The organism is Rhodosalinus sp. FB01, assembly GCF_041365715.1.
Classification (GTDB): domain Bacteria; phylum Pseudomonadota; class Alphaproteobacteria; order Rhodobacterales; family Rhodobacteraceae; genus Rhodosalinus.
Genome location: NZ_JBGFSH010000010.1, coordinates 93,784 through 115,714, shown reverse-complemented (window position 1 = coordinate 115,714; position 21,931 = coordinate 93,784). Strand labels below are relative to the sequence as shown.

General features: G+C 69.8%; 18 protein-coding genes and 2 tRNA genes. 13 read left to right on the top strand and 7 right to left on the bottom strand.

Translation table 11 applies throughout. The annotated features are described in order from the left end of the window. Together AB6A65_RS14070 and AB6A65_RS14065 are read right to left on the bottom strand one after the other, a co-directional pair. Window positions 1-1,093: AAA family ATPase (locus tag AB6A65_RS14070; RefSeq protein WP_371039022.1), on the bottom strand; the 1,093-nt coding region annotated here is incomplete at its 3' end. Further along, window positions 1,090-2,211, bottom strand: coding sequence for an exonuclease SbcCD subunit D (locus AB6A65_RS14065; protein ID WP_371039021.1), 1,122 nt, complete (start codon window positions 2,209-2,211; stop codon window positions 1,090-1,092). The genes AB6A65_RS14070 and AB6A65_RS14065, both read right to left, overlap by 4 nt. Before the next feature lie 429 nt (window positions 2,212-2,640). On the opposite strand from AB6A65_RS14065, the gene AB6A65_RS14060 reads away from it, so the two are divergent. Continuing rightward, on the top strand, window positions 2,641-4,257 hold the full coding sequence (locus AB6A65_RS14060) for a hypothetical protein (RefSeq protein ID WP_371039020.1): 1,617 nt from the start codon (window positions 2,641-2,643) through the stop codon (window positions 4,255-4,257). Between the two features lie 156 nt (window positions 4,258-4,413). After that, window positions 4,414-5,193 carry an FkbM family methyltransferase gene (locus AB6A65_RS14055; protein ID WP_371039019.1) on the top strand — a complete coding sequence of 260 codons (780 nt, stop codon included), beginning with the start codon at window positions 4,414-4,416 and terminating at the stop codon, window positions 5,191-5,193. A 136-nt stretch (window positions 5,194-5,329) separates the two neighbouring features. Here the strand turns inward: AB6A65_RS14055 and ggt are convergent, their stop codons facing one another. Beyond that, window positions 5,330-7,126 (bottom strand): gamma-glutamyltransferase, encoded by a 1,797-nt coding sequence (gene ggt / locus AB6A65_RS14050; protein WP_371039018.1) that lies wholly within the window; start codon window positions 7,124-7,126, stop codon window positions 5,330-5,332. A gap of 350 nt (window positions 7,127-7,476) precedes the next feature. Between ggt and AB6A65_RS14045 the strand changes: the two genes are divergently transcribed. After that, window positions 7,477-9,840 (top strand): choice-of-anchor F family protein, encoded by a 2,364-nt coding sequence (locus tag AB6A65_RS14045; protein ID WP_371039017.1) that lies wholly within the window; start codon window positions 7,477-7,479, stop codon window positions 9,838-9,840. Window positions 9,841-10,104: 264 nt separating this feature from the next. Here AB6A65_RS14045 and AB6A65_RS14040 read toward each other — a convergent pair. Continuing rightward, window positions 10,105-10,179, bottom strand: a tRNA-Asn gene (locus AB6A65_RS14040). Between the two features lie 132 nt (window positions 10,180-10,311). After that, window positions 10,312-11,232, bottom strand: a complete 921-nt coding sequence (locus AB6A65_RS14035; RefSeq protein WP_371039016.1) for an MBL fold metallo-hydrolase — start codon at window positions 11,230-11,232, stop codon at window positions 10,312-10,314. Between the two features lie 39 nt (window positions 11,233-11,271). Here AB6A65_RS14035 and AB6A65_RS14030 point away from each other — a divergent pair, with 39 nt between their 5' ends. From AB6A65_RS14030 to AB6A65_RS13990, 9 genes are all read left to right on the top strand, one after another. After that, entirely contained in the window at window positions 11,272-12,579 is a 1,308-nt protein-coding gene (locus AB6A65_RS14030) for an ATP-binding protein (protein WP_371039015.1), read from the top strand. A gap of 200 nt (window positions 12,580-12,779) precedes the next feature. Further along, on the top strand, window positions 12,780-13,100 hold the full coding sequence (locus AB6A65_RS14025; RefSeq protein WP_371039014.1) for an STAS domain-containing protein: 321 nt from the start codon (window positions 12,780-12,782) through the stop codon (window positions 13,098-13,100). Next, on the top strand, window positions 13,091-13,465 hold the full coding sequence (locus AB6A65_RS14020) for a response regulator (RefSeq protein WP_371039013.1): 375 nt from the start codon (window positions 13,091-13,093) through the stop codon (window positions 13,463-13,465). The genes AB6A65_RS14025 and AB6A65_RS14020 overlap by 10 nt, the downstream gene beginning before the upstream one ends. Before the next feature lies 1 nt (window position 13,466). Then, window positions 13,467-15,584, top strand: coding sequence for a chemotaxis protein CheA (locus tag AB6A65_RS14015; protein WP_371039012.1), 2,118 nt, complete (start codon window positions 13,467-13,469; stop codon window positions 15,582-15,584). A 1-nt stretch (window position 15,585) separates the two neighbouring features. Beyond that, entirely contained in the window at window positions 15,586-16,077 is a 492-nt protein-coding gene (locus AB6A65_RS14010; protein ID WP_371039011.1) for a chemotaxis protein CheW, read from the top strand. After that, a complete protein-coding gene (locus tag AB6A65_RS14005; RefSeq protein WP_371039010.1) occupies window positions 16,074-16,967 on the top strand; it encodes a protein-glutamate O-methyltransferase CheR in 894 nt (297 codons plus the stop codon). Before AB6A65_RS14010 ends, AB6A65_RS14005 begins: the two co-directional genes overlap by 4 nt. A gap of 14 nt (window positions 16,968-16,981) precedes the next feature. Beyond that, the gene (locus AB6A65_RS14000) at window positions 16,982-17,368 is read left to right on the top strand and encodes a response regulator (RefSeq protein ID WP_371039009.1); all 387 of its coding nucleotides are present in this window, start codon (window positions 16,982-16,984) and stop codon (window positions 17,366-17,368) included. Further along, window positions 17,365-17,985: a CheB methylesterase domain-containing protein gene (locus AB6A65_RS13995; protein ID WP_371039008.1), complete on the top strand. Its 621-nt coding sequence runs from the start codon at window positions 17,365-17,367 to the stop codon at window positions 17,983-17,985. Before AB6A65_RS14000 ends, AB6A65_RS13995 begins: the two co-directional genes overlap by 4 nt. Beyond that, complete coding sequence (locus tag AB6A65_RS13990) at window positions 17,982-18,509, top strand: chemotaxis protein CheD (RefSeq protein ID WP_371039007.1); 528 nt, start codon at window positions 17,982-17,984, stop codon at window positions 18,507-18,509. The genes AB6A65_RS13995 and AB6A65_RS13990 overlap by 4 nt, the downstream gene beginning before the upstream one ends. A gap of 45 nt (window positions 18,510-18,554) precedes the next feature. Here AB6A65_RS13990 and AB6A65_RS13985 read toward each other — a convergent pair whose 3' ends face one another. Beyond that, the gene (locus AB6A65_RS13985) at window positions 18,555-18,920 is read right to left on the bottom strand and encodes a hypothetical protein (RefSeq protein WP_371039006.1); all 366 of its coding nucleotides are present in this window, start codon (window positions 18,918-18,920) and stop codon (window positions 18,555-18,557) included. A 170-nt stretch (window positions 18,921-19,090) separates the two neighbouring features. Here AB6A65_RS13985 and AB6A65_RS13980 point away from each other — a divergent pair, with 170 nt between their 5' ends. Next, a complete protein-coding gene (locus tag AB6A65_RS13980; protein ID WP_371039005.1) occupies window positions 19,091-20,959 on the top strand; it encodes a methyl-accepting chemotaxis protein in 1,869 nt (622 codons plus the stop codon). 743 nt (window positions 20,960-21,702) lie between these two features. On the opposite strand, the gene AB6A65_RS13975 is transcribed toward AB6A65_RS13980, so the two are convergent. Continuing rightward, window positions 21,703-21,792, bottom strand: a tRNA-Ser gene (locus AB6A65_RS13975). Between the last annotated feature and the right edge of the window lie 139 nt (window positions 21,793-21,931).

Here is a 21,931-nt window from a genome sequence, read left to right as displayed (position 1 = left end):
CGCCGTCTGCCGCCGCGGCCCGGCGTTCCGCCTCGCGGCGCGCGGCGTCGGCCCCGGCCTTCGCGGCGGCGGCCTCCGCGCGGGTGCGCTCGGCCTCTGCGGCGGCCTCCGCGGCCTGCGTTTCGCGTTGCCGTGCGTCCTCCAATGCGACGTCGGCCTCCTGGCAGGCCCGATTGGCCGTCTCGCGGGTGGCGCGGGCCTCGCGCAGGGCGAACAGCCGTTCGGCCGCCTGCCGCGCCTCCAGGCGCGCAAGATCGCGGCTGCGTCTGGCGGCGTCCAGATGCTCGGCATGCTTTTCCGCGGCCTCGTACGCCGCCTCGGCCACGGCGAGGCGCGCGCGCCGCTCTTCCATGGCCTCGGGATCGTCGAGCGCGGCCAGCTCCTCGCGGCACCGCCGGCGGTCCTTCAGGGCCTCGGAGAGCGCGCGCGCGGTTTCGGCAAGGCCTTGGGCGCGATCCGCGAGCGCCGCGGCCTCGTCCAGCGCGGCCTTGTAGGCGCCGCGGGGCTGCGCGCGACCCGGCGTCGCCAGCTCCGTCAACTCCTCCCGGCAACGGGCCAGCGCCGCGTCCATGCGCCGGCCGCCCGTCATCGCGTCGACCTCGCCTGCCACGGAGGACAGCAGATCGCGGCGCGCGGCCAGCGCCGCGTCGCGGGCCTTTCCGGTGCCGTCCTCGAGGCCGTGAAGGCCCTGGCGCACCCAGAGCAGCCCGGCCGGACCGCCCTCGGCGCCACCCACGAGGTCGGCGATGACCGCCTCGGCCTCGTCGGCGCGGGCGATCACGCGGCCGTCGCGCTCGATCCGCGCCTCGGGACGCGAGAGCCAGCGCTTGACCAGGGTGACGGGCCCGGTCTGCTCGCTCTCGATCTCGGCGCGGATCTCGGGCGCGCCGCCGGCATGGGGCCGCAGCGCGAGCACGTCCTGCGCGCGTGAGCCGTGGCGGGCGTAGAAAAGCGCGTGCAGCGCGTCGAAGAGGGTGGACTTGCCCTGTTCGTTGGCCGCGCAGAGCAGGTTGAGCCCGTTGCCCATCCCGTCGATCTGCACCGGACGGTCGAAGCGGCGGACATGCTCGAGGCGCAGGGCGCGAAGCTTCATGCCGCCCCCTCCACCACATAGGCATAAAGCCGCGCCAGCGCCGCCGCCGCGGTGCGCCGCGCGGTCGCATCCAGCGTTTCGTCCGCGGCTTCGGCGGCAAGCGCGTCGGCGGCCCGGCGCAGCGCGCCGGCCTGGTCGATGGCGTCGAGGTCCGCGGCGTCGGGCTCCGTCGCGAGGGCGTCCGCGATCAGGTCGAAATGCCAGAAATCCGGGGCCGCGGCGGCCGCGGCGCGGGCAAGCGCGGCGCGCTCTGCGAGGCGCGCGCGCCCCTCCGCGCTCAGGCGCAGGAGCATCTCCCGCCGGCCCGAGGCGGGGAGCAGCGCGGCAAGCTGCGCCTCGGGGTCGGTTCCGGGCACCAGCGGCAGCCTTTCCTCCCGCCAGAGGAAGACGCCGGTTTCCACCTCCTCGATGACGGGCGCCGCGCCGGGGCCGGGCAGGGTGACGGCGAGGCAGACGCCCCGGCGCCCGTGGCGGAAACGGTCCTGTTCGGGCGTTCCGGGGTATTGCGTGCGCGCCGAGACGGAGAGGCGGCCGTGCCAGTCGCCGAGCGCGAGATAGTCGAGCCCGGCCCGGCGGTCGCGGTCGGGCGGAATGCTCGCCCCCGTTTCCGCGAAATCGACCACCCCGCCATGGGCGAGCCCGATTCGGAGCGCGCCCTCGGGGCTTTCCATGGCGTCGAGCGCCGAGGTCAGGTCGCGCCCCGGCGCCGGACGCGTGACCGGTGCGGGCAGAAGCGTGACGCCGGGCGCCAAGTTGACCGGCGCGGCCTCGCGCACGGGATGGACATTGGCCGGCGCCTCGGCGGCGATGCGCTCCCAGAGCGGTTCGGCGCCCGCGGCGCTGTCGTGATTTCCCGGAAGCAGCCACCAGCTGACGCCCGCCGCCTCCGCCATGGCGTTGAGCGCCTGCCGCAGCACCCGGTCGGACGGGGTGGGCGTGTCGAACGTGTCCCCGGCCAGAAGGACATGGGCCGCGCCATGTGCGCGCGCCGCTGCCGCGAGGCGGGCGAGCGCGGTATGGCGCGCCTCGGCCAGCGGGCCGCGCACCTCCTCCGGCAGCCGCCCGAAACGGCGGCCGAGATGCAGGTCGGAACTGTGAACGAAGCGGAACTCTGTCATGGATCGGCCCGGGTGAGTCGAGGGCGCAGCATAAGGCGCGGGTCGGAACGAAAAAAGAACGGAGTTGCTCGTTTCTGCGGGACGATCGCCGCAGGGTTGCGTGGCACCAGGACGAGGCGCCCCGCAAGGAAGGGGTCGAGTGGAAGGTGGCGTCGGCCGCAGAGATCGAACCGGGGGAGGGGCGAACCGGTGCGCGGGCGGAAAGAACGCGTCCGTGCGCCGCTGAACGATCCTTGGCGCCCTCGGTCCTGCGTCTCTCGCCAGGACCTGTGTGTTTCCGGTCCCGGACGGGATCGAAAAATCGCGGGTGCAATTCTTGCCGGTTCCTTTGACCGCGCTGGCACACTACGCTTACCCGCGCGCGGTGACGACCGGCGGCCGTGGCGAAAGCCGCGGGCCCTGGCATTGGAGACCGGTTCGGAGATGAACGTGAATCGACGACGCAAACATCCGTCCGTCCCGGGCCTTCAGGCCGCCATCGTCGTCTTGGGCATGGGTTTTGCCGACGCTGCCCTTGCCGAGCCGGTCGTCGAAAGCCCCGCACCGCGCCATGCGAATTTCGATACCGGATATCTGCTGCCGCGCGACAGCCTCGTGCTGGAATTCGGTTCGCACCAGACGGGGCCCGACAAAGGGGACGGAACCGGGATCCAGCTTTATCACGGCGGTGTGGACCGGCGCGGTTCAGGGCGGTTGCAGTTCGGCATCGATGCGCAGGTGTTCGATGATCCGCCGGTCTCGGCGATCGGCGGGTCGCTGGATAATGTCACGCTCGCCAATCTCGGCGCGCATCTCAAGGTTCTCCTGAGGTCAGATGCGCGGATGAGCCTCGCCGCGCTTGCCGGGCTGGAATATTTCGGGATCGAGCCCGACGCGACGGCCGGGGATGACTGGATCCACGGCGCCGCGGCCACGCTCAAGCTGCCGGCGAGTTTCCGGGTGGGCCCGGATCTCCGCCTTCACCTGGTGCCGGGGGTGACGGTCTTTCCGGATCGGCTGGAGGGGTACGAGTTTCTCGGGACCAACGTGCACATGGGCGTGGGCGCCACCTGGCAGCCCGGCCCGCGGCTGCAGGCCTATGGCGGGGTCACGGCCAGCGTCGGACCGGGCGGCAATACGCTGGACGCCGACGGCGAGATCGAGCGCAGGCCGGTCTGGACCGCCGGCTTTCGCTACGCCGTCACGCCGAGGGTCGCGCTCGATGTCTTCGCGACGAACGGGTTGGGGATGTCGCCGGCCACCGATCTCGTGACGCTCTTTCCGGGCGGCGACGAGGCGCTTTTCGGACTGAAGCTCAGCTATGCGCCGGGTGCCCGCGGCGAGGTGCGGGCGGCCTACGGGGTCGACGCGCTGAGCCCGGTGACGCCGCGCGACCGCCAGTTGGCGCGGGCCGGGTTCACCTTGTCGAGCGCCGATACGCTCAGTCCGGGCCAGGGCCAGCTCGGGCTCGGCGCGGGAAGTGACGACAACGCCGCGCTTGCCCTGCGTTTCAGCCCCGATCACGCGATACAGATCGAGGCCCTGATCGAGGATTACGCCGATGACGGCAGCGTCGGTCCGGACCGCAATCCCAGCCAGGACGCCCGCTACATGTTCGGAGGGCGGCTGCAATTCCTCGACCGCAACAACGGGGATGCCTTTTCCCTCTCCGCCGGGCTGCTTGCCGGGCGCGACGTGGAGCGGCCGACGACCGGCGTGCTTTTCGCCGACCTCGCAGCGAGCCGCGACATCGGCGCGGCGACAGCGGTCACCATCAATCCGCGCTTTGCCGTCTTCGGCGACGAGGAGATCGGCGGCCTCGGCCTTGGCATCAATCACGCTTTCGGTCCGAACTGGCAGGTGATCGGCGAGGTGACGCCCGTGTCGGGCGGCGAGGACGCGGTCTGGGCGGCGGGCGCGCGCTATGCCTTCGACGCGGCACCGGCAAGCCTCGACCTCTTCGCGACCAATGCCATCGGGCGCCACGGGCTCGGGACACTCGTGGCGCAGGACAGCGCGCGGATCGGCGTCGGCGTGAGCTTCGAGTCCCGTCTGTTCCGGCGTTAGGGGCCGGACCTGACCGCCGGCCGCGTTTCGGACGCCGCTCGGGGCAGGCAAGATGGCCGGGTCACTCTTCGGGACCAGCGACGGGCGTTCGCATCTCGGCCATGGCGCCGGCATCGATGGAGCGGCCGATCCGCGCGCCGAAACCTGGAGACCGCGATGCACGCGACATCGAAACCGAAACGAACGAAACCGGCGGCGTCGGTCATCGGCCGCTCGCTGGACATCTACTACCGTGACAGGGCGCGGACCGCGCGCATGGATGCGCTGCACGCAACGCTCGTGTCGCCCGGGGCGCTCGTTTTCGACATCGGCGCGCATCTGGGCGATCGAACCGGAAGCTTCCTCGGGCTTGGCGCATCCGTCGTCGCGTTGGAGCCGCAGCCCCGGGTGTTCCGGGCGCTCCGCCTGATCCACGGCCGGACCCCGGGGGCCACCCTGCTGCCCATGGCCGCGGGGGCCGCGCCCGGGGAACTCGTCCTTCATCTCAACCCGCGCAATCCGACCGTCGCGACGCTCGAGCGGGATTTCATCGCTGCCGCGGCGGGCGCGCCGGGCTGGCAGGACGAGGTCTGGGACAGCGCGGTCACGGTGCCCGTCACCACGCTCGACGCGTTGATCGCGCGCCATGGCACGCCCGATTTCGTGAAGATCGACGTGGAGGGGCACGAACCTGCCGTGCTGCAGGGGCTGAGCACCGCGCTGCCGTTGCTGTCCTTCGAGGTCACCATGATACAGCGGGCCGCCGCGCGGGCCTGCATCGCGCGGTTGGGCACGCTCGGGACCTACGAATACAATCTCAGCCTCGGCGAGGAGCACCGGCTGCTTCATGACGGGTGGCAGACGCCGCAGGAGATCTCTGCGACGCTGGACGCTCTGCCGGCGGCCGCGAACTCCGGCGACGTCTACGCGCGCCTCGTCCGTCCCGCCTGCGGGTGACGTCGCTCGAAGGGCAAGCCCGTCCGCCACGGGGCGCGGCGGTCTGGCCGCCGCCGAGGGTAGGCGGGCGTCCCCCGGGCCGGACCTGCAGAGCTTGCGGGGCTCGCGGGGGCTGACCGGGGCGGCCCCACGCTTTCTACCGGCCCAGCGCGATGCCCTCGCGCCGCGGGTCGGCCCCGCCGGTCAATCCATCTGCATCTATGGCGATGGCGTGCAGGCCCGAGGTCAGGCTGCGCGCGTTCACCTCGTAGCCGAGCGCCGCAAGTTCCTCGGCCAGGTCTTCCGCCTCGGTGCCGGCCTCCAGATCGAAGGTGCCGAAGCGGTTGACGGCCCGCGGCATGGCGACGGCCTGCTGCACGTCCATGCCCCAATCCAGATGCGCGATGATCGTTTGCGCGACATACCCGATGATACGGCTCCCGCCGGGAGAGCCCACGACGAGGACCGGCGCGCCGTCCCGCAGCACGACCGTCGGCGCCATGGAGGAGCGCGGCCGTTTTCCGGGCTCCAGCCGGTTGGCGATCGGGACGCCGTCGGCATGGGTGCGGAACGAGAAATCGGTCAGCTCGTTGTTCAGAAGGAACCCGCCCGGCGCCATCAGCCGCGAACCGAAGGCGTTCTCGATCGTTGTGGTCATCGAAAGCGCGTTGCCGTCGCGGTCGACGATCGAGATGTGCGAGGTCGACGGAAGTTCCAGGGAGGTGTCGTCGGCCCAGATCCGCGCGTGGTCCCATTCGGGCCGGCCGGGCGCCACCTCGGGCAGGGCGTCGTCGCCGGCCAGCAGCGCGCCCCGCTCGGCGAGGTAGGCTGGATCGACAAGCCCCTCGGTGGGCATGGGCACGAAGTCGCTGTCGGCCATGTAACGGCCCCGGTCCGCGAAGGCGAGCCGCGAGGCATCGCCGATGAGCCGCCAGGCCTCGGCGCTCTCCGGTCCGAGCTCTGCAAGGTCGTAGCCCCCGAGCATGCCGAGGATCTGGCCGACGGTCAGCCCCCCGGACGAGGGCGGCCCCATCCCGCAGACATCATGCGCGCGGTATTCGACGCAGACCGCGGGCCGCTCGATCACCTCGTAGGCGGCCAGATCGGGCAGCGAGAGCAGGCCGGGATTGCCTTCGGCCGCACGCACCGTGGCGACGATCCCCTCGGCGATGGGACCGGAGTAGATCGCGTCGGCGCCCTCGCGCGCCATGGCCCGAAGGGTCCGGGCATAGGCCGGATTGCGCAGCGTGTCGCCCGCGGAAAGGCCCGTGCCGCCGGGGAAGAAATACGCCTCTGTCGCCGGGAAGCGGCGCAGGCGGTCCGCGTCGCCCGCCGCGAGCTCTGCCAGACGCGGCGAGACGGTGAAGCCGTTTTCGGCATGCGCGATGGCGGCGTCGAAAAGGTCGCCCCAGTTGGCGCGGCCCCAGCGGCGATGCGCGGCCTCCATCAGCGCCGGCGTGCCGGGGGTGCCCACCGAGCGCCCGCCGACGACGGCGTCGAAGAAATCCAGCGGCTCCCCGCTTTCGTCCTGAAAGAGCGTGGGCCGCGCGGCCATCGGGGCGGTTTCGCGGCCGTCCAGCGTCGTCACCGCGCCCGTGGCGGCATCGTACCAGACCAGGAAGGCGCCGCCGCCCAGGCCGGAGCTTTGCGGCTCGACCAGCCCCAGTACGGCCTGCACCGCGATCATCGCATCCGCGGCGCTGCCGCCCGCGGCCAGCACCTCGGCCCCGGCCTCTACGGCGAGCGGATTCGCCGCCACGACCATCCAGTTCTCCGCCCTGACGGGCACGCCGGCCGCACGGGCCGCGAAGGCCGCCTCGGCCGCGGGCGAAAGCCCGGGAAAGGCCGCCGCCCTGGTGCCGGCCTCGGGCGCGACGGCGTCGGCGGCCTCCTGCGCGGGGGCGGCGAAGGCCGCCCATGCCAACAGCGCGGCAAGTGAAACGGGTCTCGTCATGGATGCTCTCCGGTCATGGCGTGCCGCAACAGCATGCCCGACTCGGCGGACATTGGCACGCCGCAATGCCGGACCGCGCGGGAAGAGCCGCGTCTTGGGGCCATGGCCGGTGTGCAGGCGTCACGCATCCCAACGCGGAATGGCGGATCCGCCTGCGGCGGGCTTGCCGTGATCGTTCCGCCACAGCCGCGCGGGACGGGTCAGGTCGTTGATAACTATCAACGAAGTTGCATTCGAGACACTGCATACGAAAAGCCGCGCCGGGCGGATGCTGCCGGAATTCCGGCATCTCGTCCTGCGCGAAAGAATGGCGGCCGGAGAAACCGGGCGCAGCAGCAAGTGGAGTTGACATGCAAAAGAGTGACACGGGGCTTCTGGCCAGATTGCGCGTTGGGGTATCGCCCCTCGTTCTGGCGGCTCTCACGGCCGGACCGGTCTGGGCGGGAACGCTGGACGACGACGTGCTGGTGGGAACATCGGGGGATGGCCTGATCCTCGTCGACGAGGAAGAGGGCGTGGTCGCGCCGGGCATCAAGGCCGTGACCTTCACGCGCACGCGCATCGAGGATCCCGAGAACGAAGGAGAGTTCCTTTTCCTAGATCCTTTCCCCGTGTTCCTCACCGACTACTCGGACCTCACTTTTCGCGGCGAGATGACGAACTGCCTGATGGCCAGCAATCCCGACGTCTACTGCGACTCCGAGCGGGGATCCGGCAAGCGCATCAAGACGCTGCTGACCGGACCGACGCCCTTCGACCTTATCCTGTCGACCACGCCGGGGACCTTGCCGGGCGAGACGATCACGCTCCAGGGCGCGGAGGGGCCCGTCGAGGTCGACACGTCGAGCGTCGATTATTTCACCTTCGGCAAGATCGAAAACTTCACCGGAGCGCGGATCACCGGCTTTTCCGTCGAACTGCTCGACATGGACGGCACGCCCATGGGCGAACTCGACGCCGCCGACGCCGTCCTCTTCAATCTCGACACGACGGAGATCGGCCTCGGCGGACGGCTGGTCGACGGGCTTTTCGGCGCGGGCGGCAACGAGGGAGAGATCGGGTTCTTCACGACGAACACGGCCGATCCTGAAAGCACCGCCAATCGCGCCGGGTTCAGCAACGATTTCACGATCGACGTGCTGGATTTCGGCCCCGGGGAGACCGCGCTGCTCTCGCAGGCGGATTATACCGCGTTCTTCGGGGACGCGTTTCTTGCCGACAGCATGGTGCCCGACGGGTTGTTCTGGGACGACAACGACAATCCCGACGACGAGTCCGCGCTGGTGGCATGGTACAATGTCGGCGCAGACCAGTGGACCTACGGAAGCCTCGCCCCCGACGCGGGCATCGATGCGCGCCTTGACGAGCTTGCCGCCGCGCTCGGTGTCGACGCGGCCGATCTGGCCTACGCGCCCGGCGCTCCGGTCCCCGACGCGATCCTCGAACGCGCCGAGAGCAACGGGCTTTTCGGCGTCGACAGGATCGAGGATCTGCGCAACGCCAACCTGAACTACACGATCACGGTCGGCAACGTCGAGGACGGGCAGTTCATCCTTCGCTACGCACCGCGCTTCGCGCAGATCGTGGAAGAGACCCGGACGCCCTACCAGTTCAGCGTGGCGGGTGCGCTCGATTCGGCGAACATTCCCTATCTCGGCGCCGACGAGGGCTACCTGACGACGATCGACGATATCCTCGCGATCGAGGAACCGGCCGAGCAGAACACCGCGCTCGAGCGTCTGGGCTACAGCTTTCTCGGCGCCTATGGCGGGCTCGGCTACGAACTGGCCCGCAACCAGGTCCACGCCCTCGGCACTCCGGCGGGGGTCGGCGCGGCGGGCAGCGCCACCGTCGCGACCCAGGGCAGCCCCTGGTGGCAGATGGGTGAAAGCATGCAGGGCTTCGTCTCGCTCGGCGGCAGCACCGGCGAGGTCTCCGGCACGTCGACGGGCGGCGATTACGACTTCACCACGACCGACGTGAGCTTCGGGCTCAAGACATCGCTGGCGGACGGGCTCGATGGCGGGCTGATGCTCGGCTACGGCCGTGCCGACGCCGACATCGACGACTCCCGCGGCTCGCTCGACGCCGAGGGGTTCGCCTTCGGCGGCTTCATCGAGGGACCCATCGGCGCCGCCGGCAGTTTCCGCGCCTTCGCCGGCGTCCAGAACCTCGACTTCGACAGCGAGCGCAACATCGACATTCCGGGCTTCACCGGGACAGCCACCGGCGACACCGACGGCACGGTGACCTTCGCGGGGATCAGCGCCGACTACATGGCGGTGCGCGGGGCCGGCTACGCCTTCGGCCCGATGGGATCGATCGAGATCTACAACACCTCGGTGGACGGGTTCGACGAAACCGGGGCCGGGATCTACAACCTCTCGGTCGAGGATTTCGACGACAGCTTCACGCTGGCGCGTCTGGGCGCCCGCGGCGAAGCGATGCTGGGCCAGGCCACGCTGCGCGGACATGTCGCCTATGCCAGCCGCAACGGCAGCGATGAGAGCGTGCAAACCGCGTTCGGTAACATCCTCGTCGGCAGCACGCCGCTCGACGGCAAGGATGACGACTGGCTGGATATCGGCCTCGGGGTGTCGATGCCGCTTGGCGGCAGCGGGTCGCAAACCTCGCTCGATGCCGAGTATCGCGGCGCGTTCTCGGACGACTACACCAGCCATGGCGCGCGCCTGTCGCTGCAGATGCGCTTCTGAACGACGGGCCGGCCGGGATCTTTTTCCGGCCGGCCTTGCCCGTCATCGGCCGCTTTCTCCTCGAATGTTGGCTTCGTAAATGGCGGAAGGACCCGGCGTCCACCGGCCTGCTCACGACGGCCAGGGTCGCAGGGTTGCCGCGCGGCGATCATCGCCACCGCATCGAAATCGCAAGACGACCCCGCGCCTTACCTTCCGCGCCGTCCGCGACAAATTCCGGGAATAAAAAAGCCCCCCAAGGCGTTGACCTAAAAGGGCTTATTTTGGCTCCGGCGGTAGGGATCGAACCTACGACCAATTGATTAACAGTCAACTGCTCTACCGCTGAGCTACGCCGGAACACGGCGGGGGCTATACCAAGGTGCGGCACCGGCGTCCAGCCCGTTCGTCACGGAAATGTCGCGCGAAAGCGCGCGTGATTGGTTGTGCGCCGACGCGTGACCGGTCGTGCGGCGGCGCGCGTGCCCGGGGTCAGCGCACGGTCGCTGCGAAGACCGCGTGTTCGCACAACGCGCCTTCGGGTTGGGCAAGACCGCGGCCGCGCAGGTCGAGAAGATGGGCGAGGACGTTGCGTGTCGCCGCGGGCAAGAGCGCCTCGGGCGTGTCGGTGTAGATCCGCCGGGCGATCTCGGCCGCCGTTCCGGGTGCGGCGGCGAGGGCCGCGCGGATCTGGGCCTCGCGGGCACGACGATGGCCGATCAGCCAGTCGAGCCGCGCCCGCGGCTCGGCGACGTGGGCGCCGTGGCCGGGATGGAAGACGCGCCAGCCCCGGCGCCGCAGCCGTACGCAGGAGGCCATGAAATCGCTCACGTCGCCATCGGGCGGAGAGACGAGGGAGCTTGCCCAGCCCATCACGTGGTCGCCGGTGAAGAGCGTCTCGCCCCAGGCGAGGCTGACGTGATTGCCCATGTGGCCGGGCGTGTGGAGCGCGGTGAGCCGCCAGCCCGCGCCCTCGATCGCGGTGCCGTCGGCAAGCCGGACATCCGGTTCGAAGTCGTGGTCCACGCCCTCGCCTCCGCCGGCGAGCCCGGCGGCGGCGAGTTCTTCCATCGCCGCGCTCCGGCCCGCCGTCGCGCCCCCGAACGCCATCACCGGCGCGCCCGTCGCCGCGGCCAGCGGCCGGGCGAGCGGGCTGTGGTCGCGGTGGGCATGGGTCACGCGGATGTGGCTGACGCGTGCGCCGGGCGGCACCGCGTCGAGGATCGCCCGCAGATGGCCCGGATCGTCGGGCCCCGGGTCGATCACCGCGATGTCGCGGTCGCCGAGAAGATAGGTGTTCGTGCCCCAGAACGTCATCGCAGAGGGGTTCGGCGCGAGAATCCGCCGCAAGCCCGGCGAGAGGCCGCGGGCGAGACCGGCGGGCGGGGCGGAGTCGTCGCTCGGGTCCGGCATTGCTCTTCCTCCTGGCGCGGGGCAGGTCTAGGTTTAGGCATGATCTTCGGCTGGCTCAAACGCTACGTCCCGCGCGGCATTTACGGGCGTGCCGCGCTCATCCTCGTTCTGCCCGTGGTCACCTTGCAACTCGTGGTCTCGGTGGTGTTCATCCAGCGTCACTTCGAGGGCGTGACCGAGCAGATGACGCGCAGCGTCGCGCTCGAGATCGACCTCCTGCTCGAGCGGCTGGAGACCGGGGGGATGGCCGAGGTGCAGGACCTCGCGCAGACGCTCGAATACACGCTTCGGCCGGTCGATGCCGCGGCCGTGCCGGACACCGCCCTGCGCCGCTGGTTCGATTTCTCGGGCCTCGTGGTGATCCGCACGCTGAAGGAGCGCCTGCCGGGGTACCGCGCGCTCGTCCTGCCCGACAATCGCGAGGTCGCGTTCTACGCGGAGAGTGCCGCCGGGCCGGTGCGGCTCGATTTCCGGCGGGTGCGGCTTTCGGCCTCGAACCCGCATCAGCTTCTGGTGAACATGGTGTTCTTCGGCGTGCTGATGACGGTCATCGCCTTCATCTACCTGCGCAACCAGCTGCGCCCGATCACCCGGCTCGCCCATGCCGCGAAGGCGTTCGGCCTCGGCCGGCACGTTCCCTACCACCCCTCGGGCGCCGAGGAGGTGCGCGCGGCCGGTCGCGCCTTTCTCGACATGCGGGCGCGGATCGAGCGCCATATCGAGCAGCGCACGCTGATGCTGTCCGGCGTCAGCCACGACCTGCGAACGCCGCTCACGCGGCTGAAGCTCGGGCTCTCCATGCTGGACGATGCCGACAGGATGCCGCTCGAGCGCGACGTGGAAGAGATGCAGCGCCTGCTCGACGAATTCCTGAGCTTCGCGGGGGGCGATGCGGGCGCGGCGGAGCCGGAGCCCGTGGACCCGGGCGCGCTCTTGCGGTGCGTGGCCGAGGACGCGCAGCGCGCGGGCAAGGACGTGACCGTGGCCGTCGTGGACGCGCCCGAGACCGTGCATCTGCGCCCGGTGGCGGTGCGGCGGGCGCTCGAGAACCTGATCGGCAACGCCGTGCGGTACGGCACGCGGGCCGAGGTGTCGGTGCGGTCGTCGCCCGGTGCGCTCGTCTTCTCCGTGGAGGACGACGGGCCGGGCATCCCGGGCGAGCTCCGCGCGGAGGCGCTGAAACCCTTCGCCAGGCTCGACCCGGCGCGGAACCAGGATCGCGGCACCGGTGTGGGGCTTGGCCTTGCCATCGCGGCGGACGTGGCCCGCGCCCATGGCGGCAGCCTGCACCTGGGCGAAAGCGAGCGTCTCGGGGGGCTTTGCGCCGAACTTCGGCTCGTGCGCTGAAGGCGGGTCGGCTGGCCCCGCGCCCGCCCGCCCCTCGCGGGGGCTTTCCCGGCTTTCTGGCCCCGTGGTCTCCCCATGCGCGTCGCCGGCGCCCGATCCCGCGCAACCTTGTCTTAAGCCTTTGGCTGTAGCGCTTGTTCCCGGGTCGGCGTGACGCCGTGCCCCGGGGCCGACACCCCGGCCATGGAAAGGAGGATCGCGTGGAAGACACCGCCATCGCCCCCCCGCCGCCGCGCCGGCTCGCACTGCCTGCGCGGATGGATCCGACCGCCGCCGAAGAGCTGTCGGAGGCGTTGGAACACCTGCGCGGCATTCCCGTGCAACTCGATGGCGCCGCGGTGCAACAGGCGGGCGGCCTGTGCCTCCAGCTTCTCGTGATCGCTGCGCGCCAGTGGCGCGAGGACGGGCTCGCGTTCGGCCTCACGGACAGGTCCGAGGCGCTCGAAGAGGCGCTGGCGCTTCTCGACCTCGCGCGCGTTCTGGGCTCCGACAGAGGTGAGGATCAGCCTGCATGTCACTGAAAGTTCTTGCCGTTGACGATTCCCGCACCATGCGCAGCATGCTGGAGGACGCCCTCGCCGAGGCCGGTTTCGAAGCCCACCTCGCCGAAGACGGAGAGGATGGGCTGCGCAAGCTCGAAGAGGTCCAGCCCGATCTCGTGATCACCGACATCAACATGCCCAGGCTGGATGGCTTCGGCTTCATCGATGCGGTGCGCGCCGACCGGCGGCACCGGGGACTGCCGATTCTCGTGCTGACCACGGAAAGCGCGCAGGAACTGAAGGAGCGCGCCCGGCGCGCCGGTGCCACCGGCTGGATCGTCAAGCCCTTCGACGAGGCGAAGCTCGTCTCGGCCATCCGCCGCGTCGCGGCGAGGCAGGTGTAGAATGGCGGCGCGCGACTCCCTTCGCGATACCTTCTTCCAGGAGTGCGAGGATCTTCTCGAGGTCATGTCCGACGGCTTCCAGCGCATGGAGGCTGAGGAGGCCGACGCCGAGACGGTGAACGCGGTCTTCCGCGCCGTGCACTCGATCACGGGCGGTGCCGGGGCCTTCGGCTTCGACACGCTGGTGGGCTTCGCCCACGCGCTCGAGAATGTTCTGGACGACATGAGGAACGGTCGCGTGGCCGACAGTGCCGCGGTCGCGCCGCTGCTTTTCCGCGCGGGCGATCGTCTTTTCGACCTTGTGGAGGCCGAGCGCTCGGGAACCCCGGCCGACGCGTCATCCGCGGAGCACCAGGCACTTCTCGCCGAGTTGACCGCCGCGGGATCGGGGACGGGTGCGGCCGTGCCGCCGGCACCCGTGGCCGGGACGACAGGGGCGGAAACGGAGGCAGACGATGCGGGCTTCACGCCCACCGCGCTGACGCTCGACCTTCTCGACGACGCGCCGGACGCGGGTCCGCAGGATCCCGACGCGGTGACCGAGCTGCGTTTCGCGCCGACTCGGGCGCTTTACGCCTCCGGCAATGACCCGGTGCCGCTTCTGCGCGCGCTTGCCGATCTCGCGCCCTTGTCGTGCGAGGCCGAACTCGACCGGCTACCGGCCTGGGACGAAGCGGAATGGGACGCGGGCTACCTCTCCTGGCGTGTGCGTTTCGAGGTTCCGGTGGCGCGCGCCGATGTGGAGGAGATCTTCGAATTCGTGGCCGAGGACGCGGGCCTCACGTTCGGGGCCGAGCCCGCAGAGCCCGTCGCGCCGGACGCTCCGGCACCTTCTCCGGTCGCGACGAATGGCGAGGCCGGGCCCGCCGTGCGGTCGGATGGCGCGCCACGCGCCGCCGCACCCGACCAGCGCCGCTCGATCCGCGTGGATCTCGAGCGGGTGGACCGGCTCATCAACCTGGTCGGGGAACTCGTCATTGCCGAGGCCATGCTCAGCCAGTCCCTCGTCGGGGCGGACGCGCGCCAGGATCCGGCGGTGGTGGCGTCGCTCGGCCAGCTCAAGCAGTTGTCCACCGAATTGCAGGAGCGGATCATGGCGATCCGCGCCCAGTCGGTGAAACCGCTGTTCCAGCGCATGGGCCGGATCGTCCGGGAGGCGGCCGCCGCGGTCGATCGCGACGTCCGGCTCGTCACCGAGGGAGAGGCGACGGAGGTCGACAAGACCGTGATCGAGCGCCTTGCCGATCCACTGACTCACATGCTGCGGAACGCCGTGGACCATGGGATCGAACCGCCCGAGACGCGCGAGGCGGCGGGCAAACCCCGCCAGGGTACCGTTCAGCTTTCCGCGGCACATCGCTCCGGCCTCGTCGTGATCGAGATTTCCGACGACGGCGCCGGCATAGACCCGGCCCGTGTGCATGCCAAGGCGGTGGAACGCGGGCTCGTCGCGCCCGACGCGGACCTCAGCGAGCAGGAAACGCTGAACCTCGTCTTCGAACCAGGATTTTCCACCGCCGGCGCCGTTTCCAGCCTTTCCGGTCGTGGCGTCGGCATGGACGTGGTGCGCACCGAGATCCATGCGCTCGGCGGACGGGTGAGCCTGCGATCGGCTCCGGGCCGGGGCACCACGGTCACGGTCAGCCTGCCGCTGACGCTCGCCGTGGTCGAGGGCATGCTCGTGGAGGTGGCCGGCGAAACCCTTGTCGTCCCGTCGACGGCGCTGCGCGAGACGCTTCGCGCGAACGACGCGGCGGTTCATCGTCTCGGCGCGGGGGGGCCGGTCCTCTCCATGCGTGGCGCGCTGATCCCGCTCTTCGACCTCGGCGCCGCGCTCGGCTATCGCCTGCCGCCGGAGGAACCCGCCGGAACCGCCATCCTTCTTGTCGAAAGTTTCTCGGGTCAGCGCGTGGCGATCGCCGTGGATCGCATCCTCGGACAGCGCGAGGTCGTCATCAAGGGGCTGACGGAGAACTACGGACAGGTTCCGGGCATCGCCGCGGCCACGATCCTTGGCGACGGACGCATCGCCCTGATCATCGACGTGGACGAGGTCGCCAAGCCAGAACGCGGCCAGCGCGACGCCGAGTCCCTTCCCAGAGCCTTCGGAGCCTGCTGACATGGAACACGTTGCCCCAGAACCCGCCGTAGAGAGCATCCAGCTTCACCGCGAGATCGTGTCTTTCCGCGCGGCCGGTCAGGATTTCTGCATCGATATCGGCCTCGTGCGTGAAATTCGCGGATGGACGCCGACGACGCTCTTGCCGCGCGCACCGGACTTCGTCACCGGCGTGATGAACCTGCGCGGCAACGTGATCCCGGTCATCGACCTCGCCCTCCGGCTTGGCCTTGGCCGCACCGAGCCGACCGAACGCCACGTGATCGTGATCGCCAACCTGGGCGGCGGGACGGTCGGCCTGCTCGTCGAGGCGGTCTCCGACATCATCACGGTCGAGGCGGAGGGTTTGCGCCCGACGCCGGAGGTGGCCGGCGGGGGTGGAAACGGTTTCGTCGAGGGTGTCTTTACCGTCGAGGACGCGCTCATCCGCGCGCTCGGCCTCTCCCGCGTGCTGCCGGCAGCCGAGAAACCGCTCGAGGACGTGATGCTATGACGCGCGCGGTCGTCACCCCGATTGCCGGTCAGGCAGAGCTTTCGGACGCGGATTTCGTCGCCCTCGCCGCGCTCATTCACCGGGAAACCGGCATCTGCCTGCCGCCGGCGAAGCGTGCCCTGCTGCAGTCGCGCCTCTACAAGCGGCTCAAGGCGCTCGGGCTGGCGGGGTTCTCCGAATACCGTCGGCTGCTGGAGTCGCGCGCCGACCCGGCGGAGCCGGCCGAACTGATCTCGGCGATCACCACGAACGTCACGCGCTTCCATCGCGAGGCGCATCATTTCGATCATCTTGCCCGATCGGTCTTGCCGGAACTTGTCGCGCGGGCCCGCCGTGGCGCGCGGGTCAGGCTCTGGTCGGCGGGCTGCGCCACGGGGGAGGAACCCTACACCCTCGCCTTCGCGGTGCTCGCGGCCAGTCCCGACGCGTATGCGCTCGATATCCGAATTCTCGCCACGGACCTCGATCGCACCGCGATTGCGCGCGCCGAGGCCGGCATCTACCCGGAGGCAGCCCTTGCGCCCCTCGACCCGGCGATGCGCGGCGCCCATTTCGAGCGCGACGCGCAAACCGGAGACATGCGTGTCACCGACGCTCCGCGACGGCTCGTGCGTTTCGGTGTGCTGAACCTCCTCGATGCATGGCCGTTTCACGGGGGCTTCGACGTGATCCTGTGCCGAAACGTCGTCATCTACTTCGACGCGGAGACGCAGGACCGTCTCTGGCGACGCTTCGCCGCGATACAGAAACGCGCGGGCGATCGGCTTTACATCGGTCATTCCGAGCGTCTTTCGGAGCGGGCGCGCGCCTTCTACCGGCTCGACGGGCCCGGCTATGTCCGAACCGACCTTGCGGCCGACACCCCGCAGCCCGACCAGACCCGCAACTGAAGGAGCCCGCCGCGATGGGCGTCAAGAACAACCTGCACGTCATGATCGTGGACGACATGTCCACGAGCCGCGGGCTCATCACGCAGGCCATGGATGAACTCGGCATCACGAACTACCAAACTGAGAAGGACGGCGAGAGCGCGCTGAAACGACTCGTTGCGCGGCCGGTTCATCTGGTTATCTCCGATTACAACATGCCGGGGATGGACGGGCTCGCGCTTCTGGAGGCGCTGCGCAAGAACAAGGTGACGCAGCGCATCGGGTTCATCCTGATCACCGGTCGTGCCGACCGGGAGCTTCTCGTGAAGGGTCAGCAGCTCGGCATGAACAACTACTTGCCGAAACCCTTCACGACCCCGCAGATGCGCGCCTGCATCGAGCGCGTGACGGGGCCGCTGTGAACGCCCGACCCGAAGGCGGGTTGCTGGTCTGTATCGGCGCGTCTACCGGAGGCATCGCGGCGCTCGAGGCCATCCTGCCTTTGCTGCCGAGGGATGCGCCGCCAACGCTGGTGGTCCAGCACATTCCCGGCCGGTTCGCGGGCGGCCTCGCCACGCGCCTCGCCCGCCACTGCGCGGGGTCCGTGCGCGAGGCCAAAGACGGGATGGAGCTCAAGCCGGGGAGCATCCTCTTCGCGCCGGGCGGTGATCGTCATCTTGCCATCGACCCCAGCGGCCGCCGGTGCCGGCTGGTCGAAGGGCCGCCATGCGCGGGCCACCGCCCTTCGGTGGACGTTCTGTTCCAGTCGGCCGCCCGTCACGGGCGACGGGCGGTGGGCGTCCTTCTTACCGGAATGGGACGAGACGGCGCGGCCGGGCTCGCCGCGATCCGCGCGGCAGGCGGGCGCACCATCGCGCAATCCGAGGAAAGCTGCACCGTCTACGGGATGCCACGCGCCGCGATGGACCTTGGCGCCGTGGAACTTTCGCTTCCGCCCGTGCGGATTCCCGCCGCGCTTCGCGCTCTCGCGGCCGGGCCGCCGCGCGAAGGCCAGCTTCGGCGTGGGGAGGCCGAATGAACACGCAGCACGTGATCCAGGGCGAATTTCGCGTGGCGGATGGGCCGGACGACGTTTTCGTCACCGTGCTCGGCTCCTGCATCGCGACCTGCCTGACCGACCGCGTGGCCGGCGTGGGCGGCATGAACCATTTCCTCTTGCCGCACGACACGGTGCCCGGCGGCAAGGAGACGCGCTACGGCATCAACGCGATGGAACTGCTGATCAACGCGATCCTCAAGTCCGGCGGCGCACTGCACCGGCTGGAGGCCAAGGTGTTCGGCGGCGCCAACACCACCGGGTCCCGCCTGGGTATCGGCGATGCGAATGCCGAATTCGCGTTCTGGTTCCTGCGTAACGAAGGCATTCGCTGCGTCGGATACGACGTGGGCGGCACACGCGCCCGAAAGCTTCGCTACTGGCCGCGAAGCGGTATCGCGCAGCAGATGGTGCTGCCGGCGGCGTTCGCGCCCGACCCGGAACCGCGTCCGGCATGCCGTGCGCCGCTGGCGGGACCCGGTCCCGGCGATCTGGACCTTCTCTAGGCGCGACGGTTTCTGGAAGCTGGATCATCGGTGGGCGCCGGAGCGCTAGAAAAGGTCCACCTCGCCCGGCGTCTGCGTAGTCCTGCGCGCGCCTGTCGCGCGGCCCGTCAGCCGATCGGCCACGTCGCGCAACTGCAATCCATCCGCGAGCGTTTCGGCAGCAAGCGGCGCCCCTTTCGGCAACGCTGCTGCCAGGCGTGTCTGGAACACGGCGATATCCGCGCAGTGCTGACGAAGCCGGTCGAGGTCCTGCAGCGATTCGCTGCGCAAAGCCGACCTTGCCGTGCGGGGGGCGAAGGCCCCGTCGATAGACGCGGCCAGCGTGGCCAGCCGCTCGAGCTCTGCCGCGAGCCGCAGGTGCAACTGTGCAAGGACCTCTGTGTCTGCCTTCGCGGCGGCGGGATCGGTCATGGGGTACCTTCGGAACCGTGTTTCGGCCGTCCTGACACGCTCTGATGAATGCCCGGTTAAGACCTGCAAACGCGATGTCTCTCCGGTGTTTACCTGCTCTTCAGACGCGATCGGCAATGGTCCTGCAAAGCGCGCCGTTGCGCTTGCCAACATTGTCTGAGGAGATACCGATGCGCAAATTCGGGCTGGGCGAGCAGATCTTCGGCCTCGCGGCCATTCTGACATTCGTCACGCTGGCCGTGGCGGGCATGTCCTTTCTCAAGCTTCACCAGACATCGGCCGACCTCCGCCTCGCCACGTCGCTGGCGGCGCAGTCTGAATTCGTCTCCAACATGAAGGAAGACATCGTGCAGGCGCATCTGGGCGCGCTCGCCTTCCACAACGGCGAGACGGACATGGTGGCTCAGGTGCGGTCGAATCGCGCCGAGGTCGTCGAGGCGCGGGGGCGCGTGCGTGAGATGTTCGGCGCGGCCGTTCCCCCCGATGCCCGCGACGCCGCGCTCGCGACCGAGGTCGACCGTCTCGCGGCGGCCTTCGAGTCCTATGGCGACGCGTTCGAGCGGGCGGAGATCGCCAACAGCATGACGCGCATCAAGATCTTCGAGGACACGCTCAAGCCCGAGGCGCGCCGCATCGAGGCGGAGCTCGACGGGGTGCAGGAAGCGCTTCAGGCGCGGGTTCAGGACGTGCAGCGCGCGGCCGAGGCGCAGGCCGAGCGCACGCGCGTGGTGATGGCGCTCACCGTTCTCTGCGCGATGGCGTTGGGATCTTTGGCAGCTTACCTGATCAGCCGCATGATCACCCGCTCGGTGGAGCGTGTGGCGGCCGGCATCGAACGGATCGCGTCCGGGGACCATGATGCGGAAATCGCGGGCGCGGACCGTCGAGACGCAATCGGAACCATCGCGCGCAACCTCGAGGAACTCGGCCGGACGCTGGGCGATGCGGAACGCGAACGCGCCGCGCGCCGGGCGCTCGAAGAGCGGCGCACGGCTGTTCTGGCCGATCTTGCCGAAAAGCTCGTCGCGCTTGCAGACGGGGCGCTCGACGTTCGGGTGGCCGGCGCGGACGATCCCGAGCTCGACGAGGAAACGCGCAAGTTCTGTCGTGACTTCAATGCCCTCGCGGAAACGCTGGCGACGCTCATCGCACAGGTCCGGCTCAGTGCGACGACCGTCAAGGCCAGTGCCGAAGAAGTGGCGCAAGGGGCGAGCGAGTCGTCGCGGCGAGCCGAATCGCAGGCCGCGACGCTGGAGGAATCGGCCGCGGCGCTCGACGAACTCACCGCCAGTGTGAAATCCGCCGCCGAGAAGGCGGGCGAGGCGGATCACGCCGTCGGCGAAGCGCGCGCCGAGGCCGAATCGAGCGGCGAGGTGGTGCTGAACGCTGTCGAAGCGATGCACGAGATCGAGGAGTCCTCGCGTCAGGTGACCCGGATCATCGGCGTGATCGACGATATCGCGTTCCAGACAAATCTCCTTGCCCTCAACGCCGGCGTCGAGGCCGCCCGCGCCGGCGAGGCGGGGCGGGGCTTCGCCGTCGTGGCGTCCGAAGTGCGCGCGCTGGCGCAGCGGGCCTCCGGCTCGGCACAGGAAATCCAGGCGCTCATCTCGAAAAGCGCCGCGCAGGTCGAGCAGGGGGGTAAGCTCGTCGGCCGCACCGGCGAGGCGCTGAAGCGGATCGTGACGCGTGTCGGGAACGTGGCCGATCTCGTGTCCGACATTGCGACCTCCGCGCGCGAGCAGGCGGTCGGGCTTCAGGAGATCAATACGGGCATCAACCAGCTCGACCAGGTGACCCAGCAGAATGTCGCGGCGATCGAGGAGGCGACCGCGTCCAGCCACCAGCTCAAGAGCGAGGCCGAGCGCCTCGCGGCGGCGCTCGGGCGCTTCTCGCTCGCCGACATGCCCGCCGCGCCTGCCGAACCTGCGCGCCGGGCCGCGCCTGCGCCTGCGGCGGCACCGCCGAGGTCGGTGAGGCGCGCCGCCGCCGGGGGCGGCGGGGATGCATCGGCGTCCGACGCGTGGGCGGAGTTTTGAACCTGCGCCGGGCTGGCGCTATCTCCACGGCGGGCCGGCGCCAACTGTCCGCGACGGGCCGCGCGCGTGCCGCCGCGGCGGTCCGGCACGCGGCCGGGGATCTGCCGGGAAGATGGAGATGCCCGACCGAGTCCCGATCCGGCGGAGGGCGCCCGCGCGGTTCTTGCCGCCTTATTCGTCCGCTGTTCTTGCCCGCCGCCATAGCCAGCGGCCGATCAGGAACCCTAGAACAAGGCCGCCGGATACAAACCAGACATTGGCCTCTGGCGTTCCCATGACCATTTCGCCCCGGACCACACCAAGCAGCGACCCCGCGAGGGCGACAAGGCCGCCAATCCCCACGGCGGCAAGACGGATCAACACGGTTCGCGCTCTTGGAGGCACGCTGAGCCCCCCAGAGGCAGAAAGATGGTGCCATGTTGTCCAAGCTGCGAAGGCCGCCCCTGCGCCCAGACCAAGGCGAAGCGGGCTTAGACAGGGACCCACGCGGCAGATATTATTGTCATAGTTTCCGAGCTGCACTCCCCACACCAGCAGCCCTGTCGCAACCATGACAAGTGTCAGCGTTCCGAAAATCCGCATCAGCACGCGCTCCGGTAACGATCAAAGCCCGCCTCAATCCCCGGCGGTCGGCCTGAAATCCTGATGATCTGCCTGCGCGCACGCAAGCAAGAATTTCCAGGGGCATGACAGCGGTCAGCTTCGGCCTTGGGTCCAAAGTATCCAGAAAAATCAAAGGGATATGGCGGAGAGACAGGGATTCGAACCCTGGGACCCCTTGCGAGGTCAACGGTTTTCGAAACCGTCCCGTTCGACCACTCCGGCACCTCTCCGCGGGGGTCTGGGGCGGGGATGTAGCGGGTCGAACGACCCCGTGCAACCCGGAATCCCCGTGCCGCGCTGGCCGGCGCGCGGCAATGGTGGCGCTTGGAAAGCGCGAGGCGCGCGCGTAGGCTGCGGATCCGGATGTCC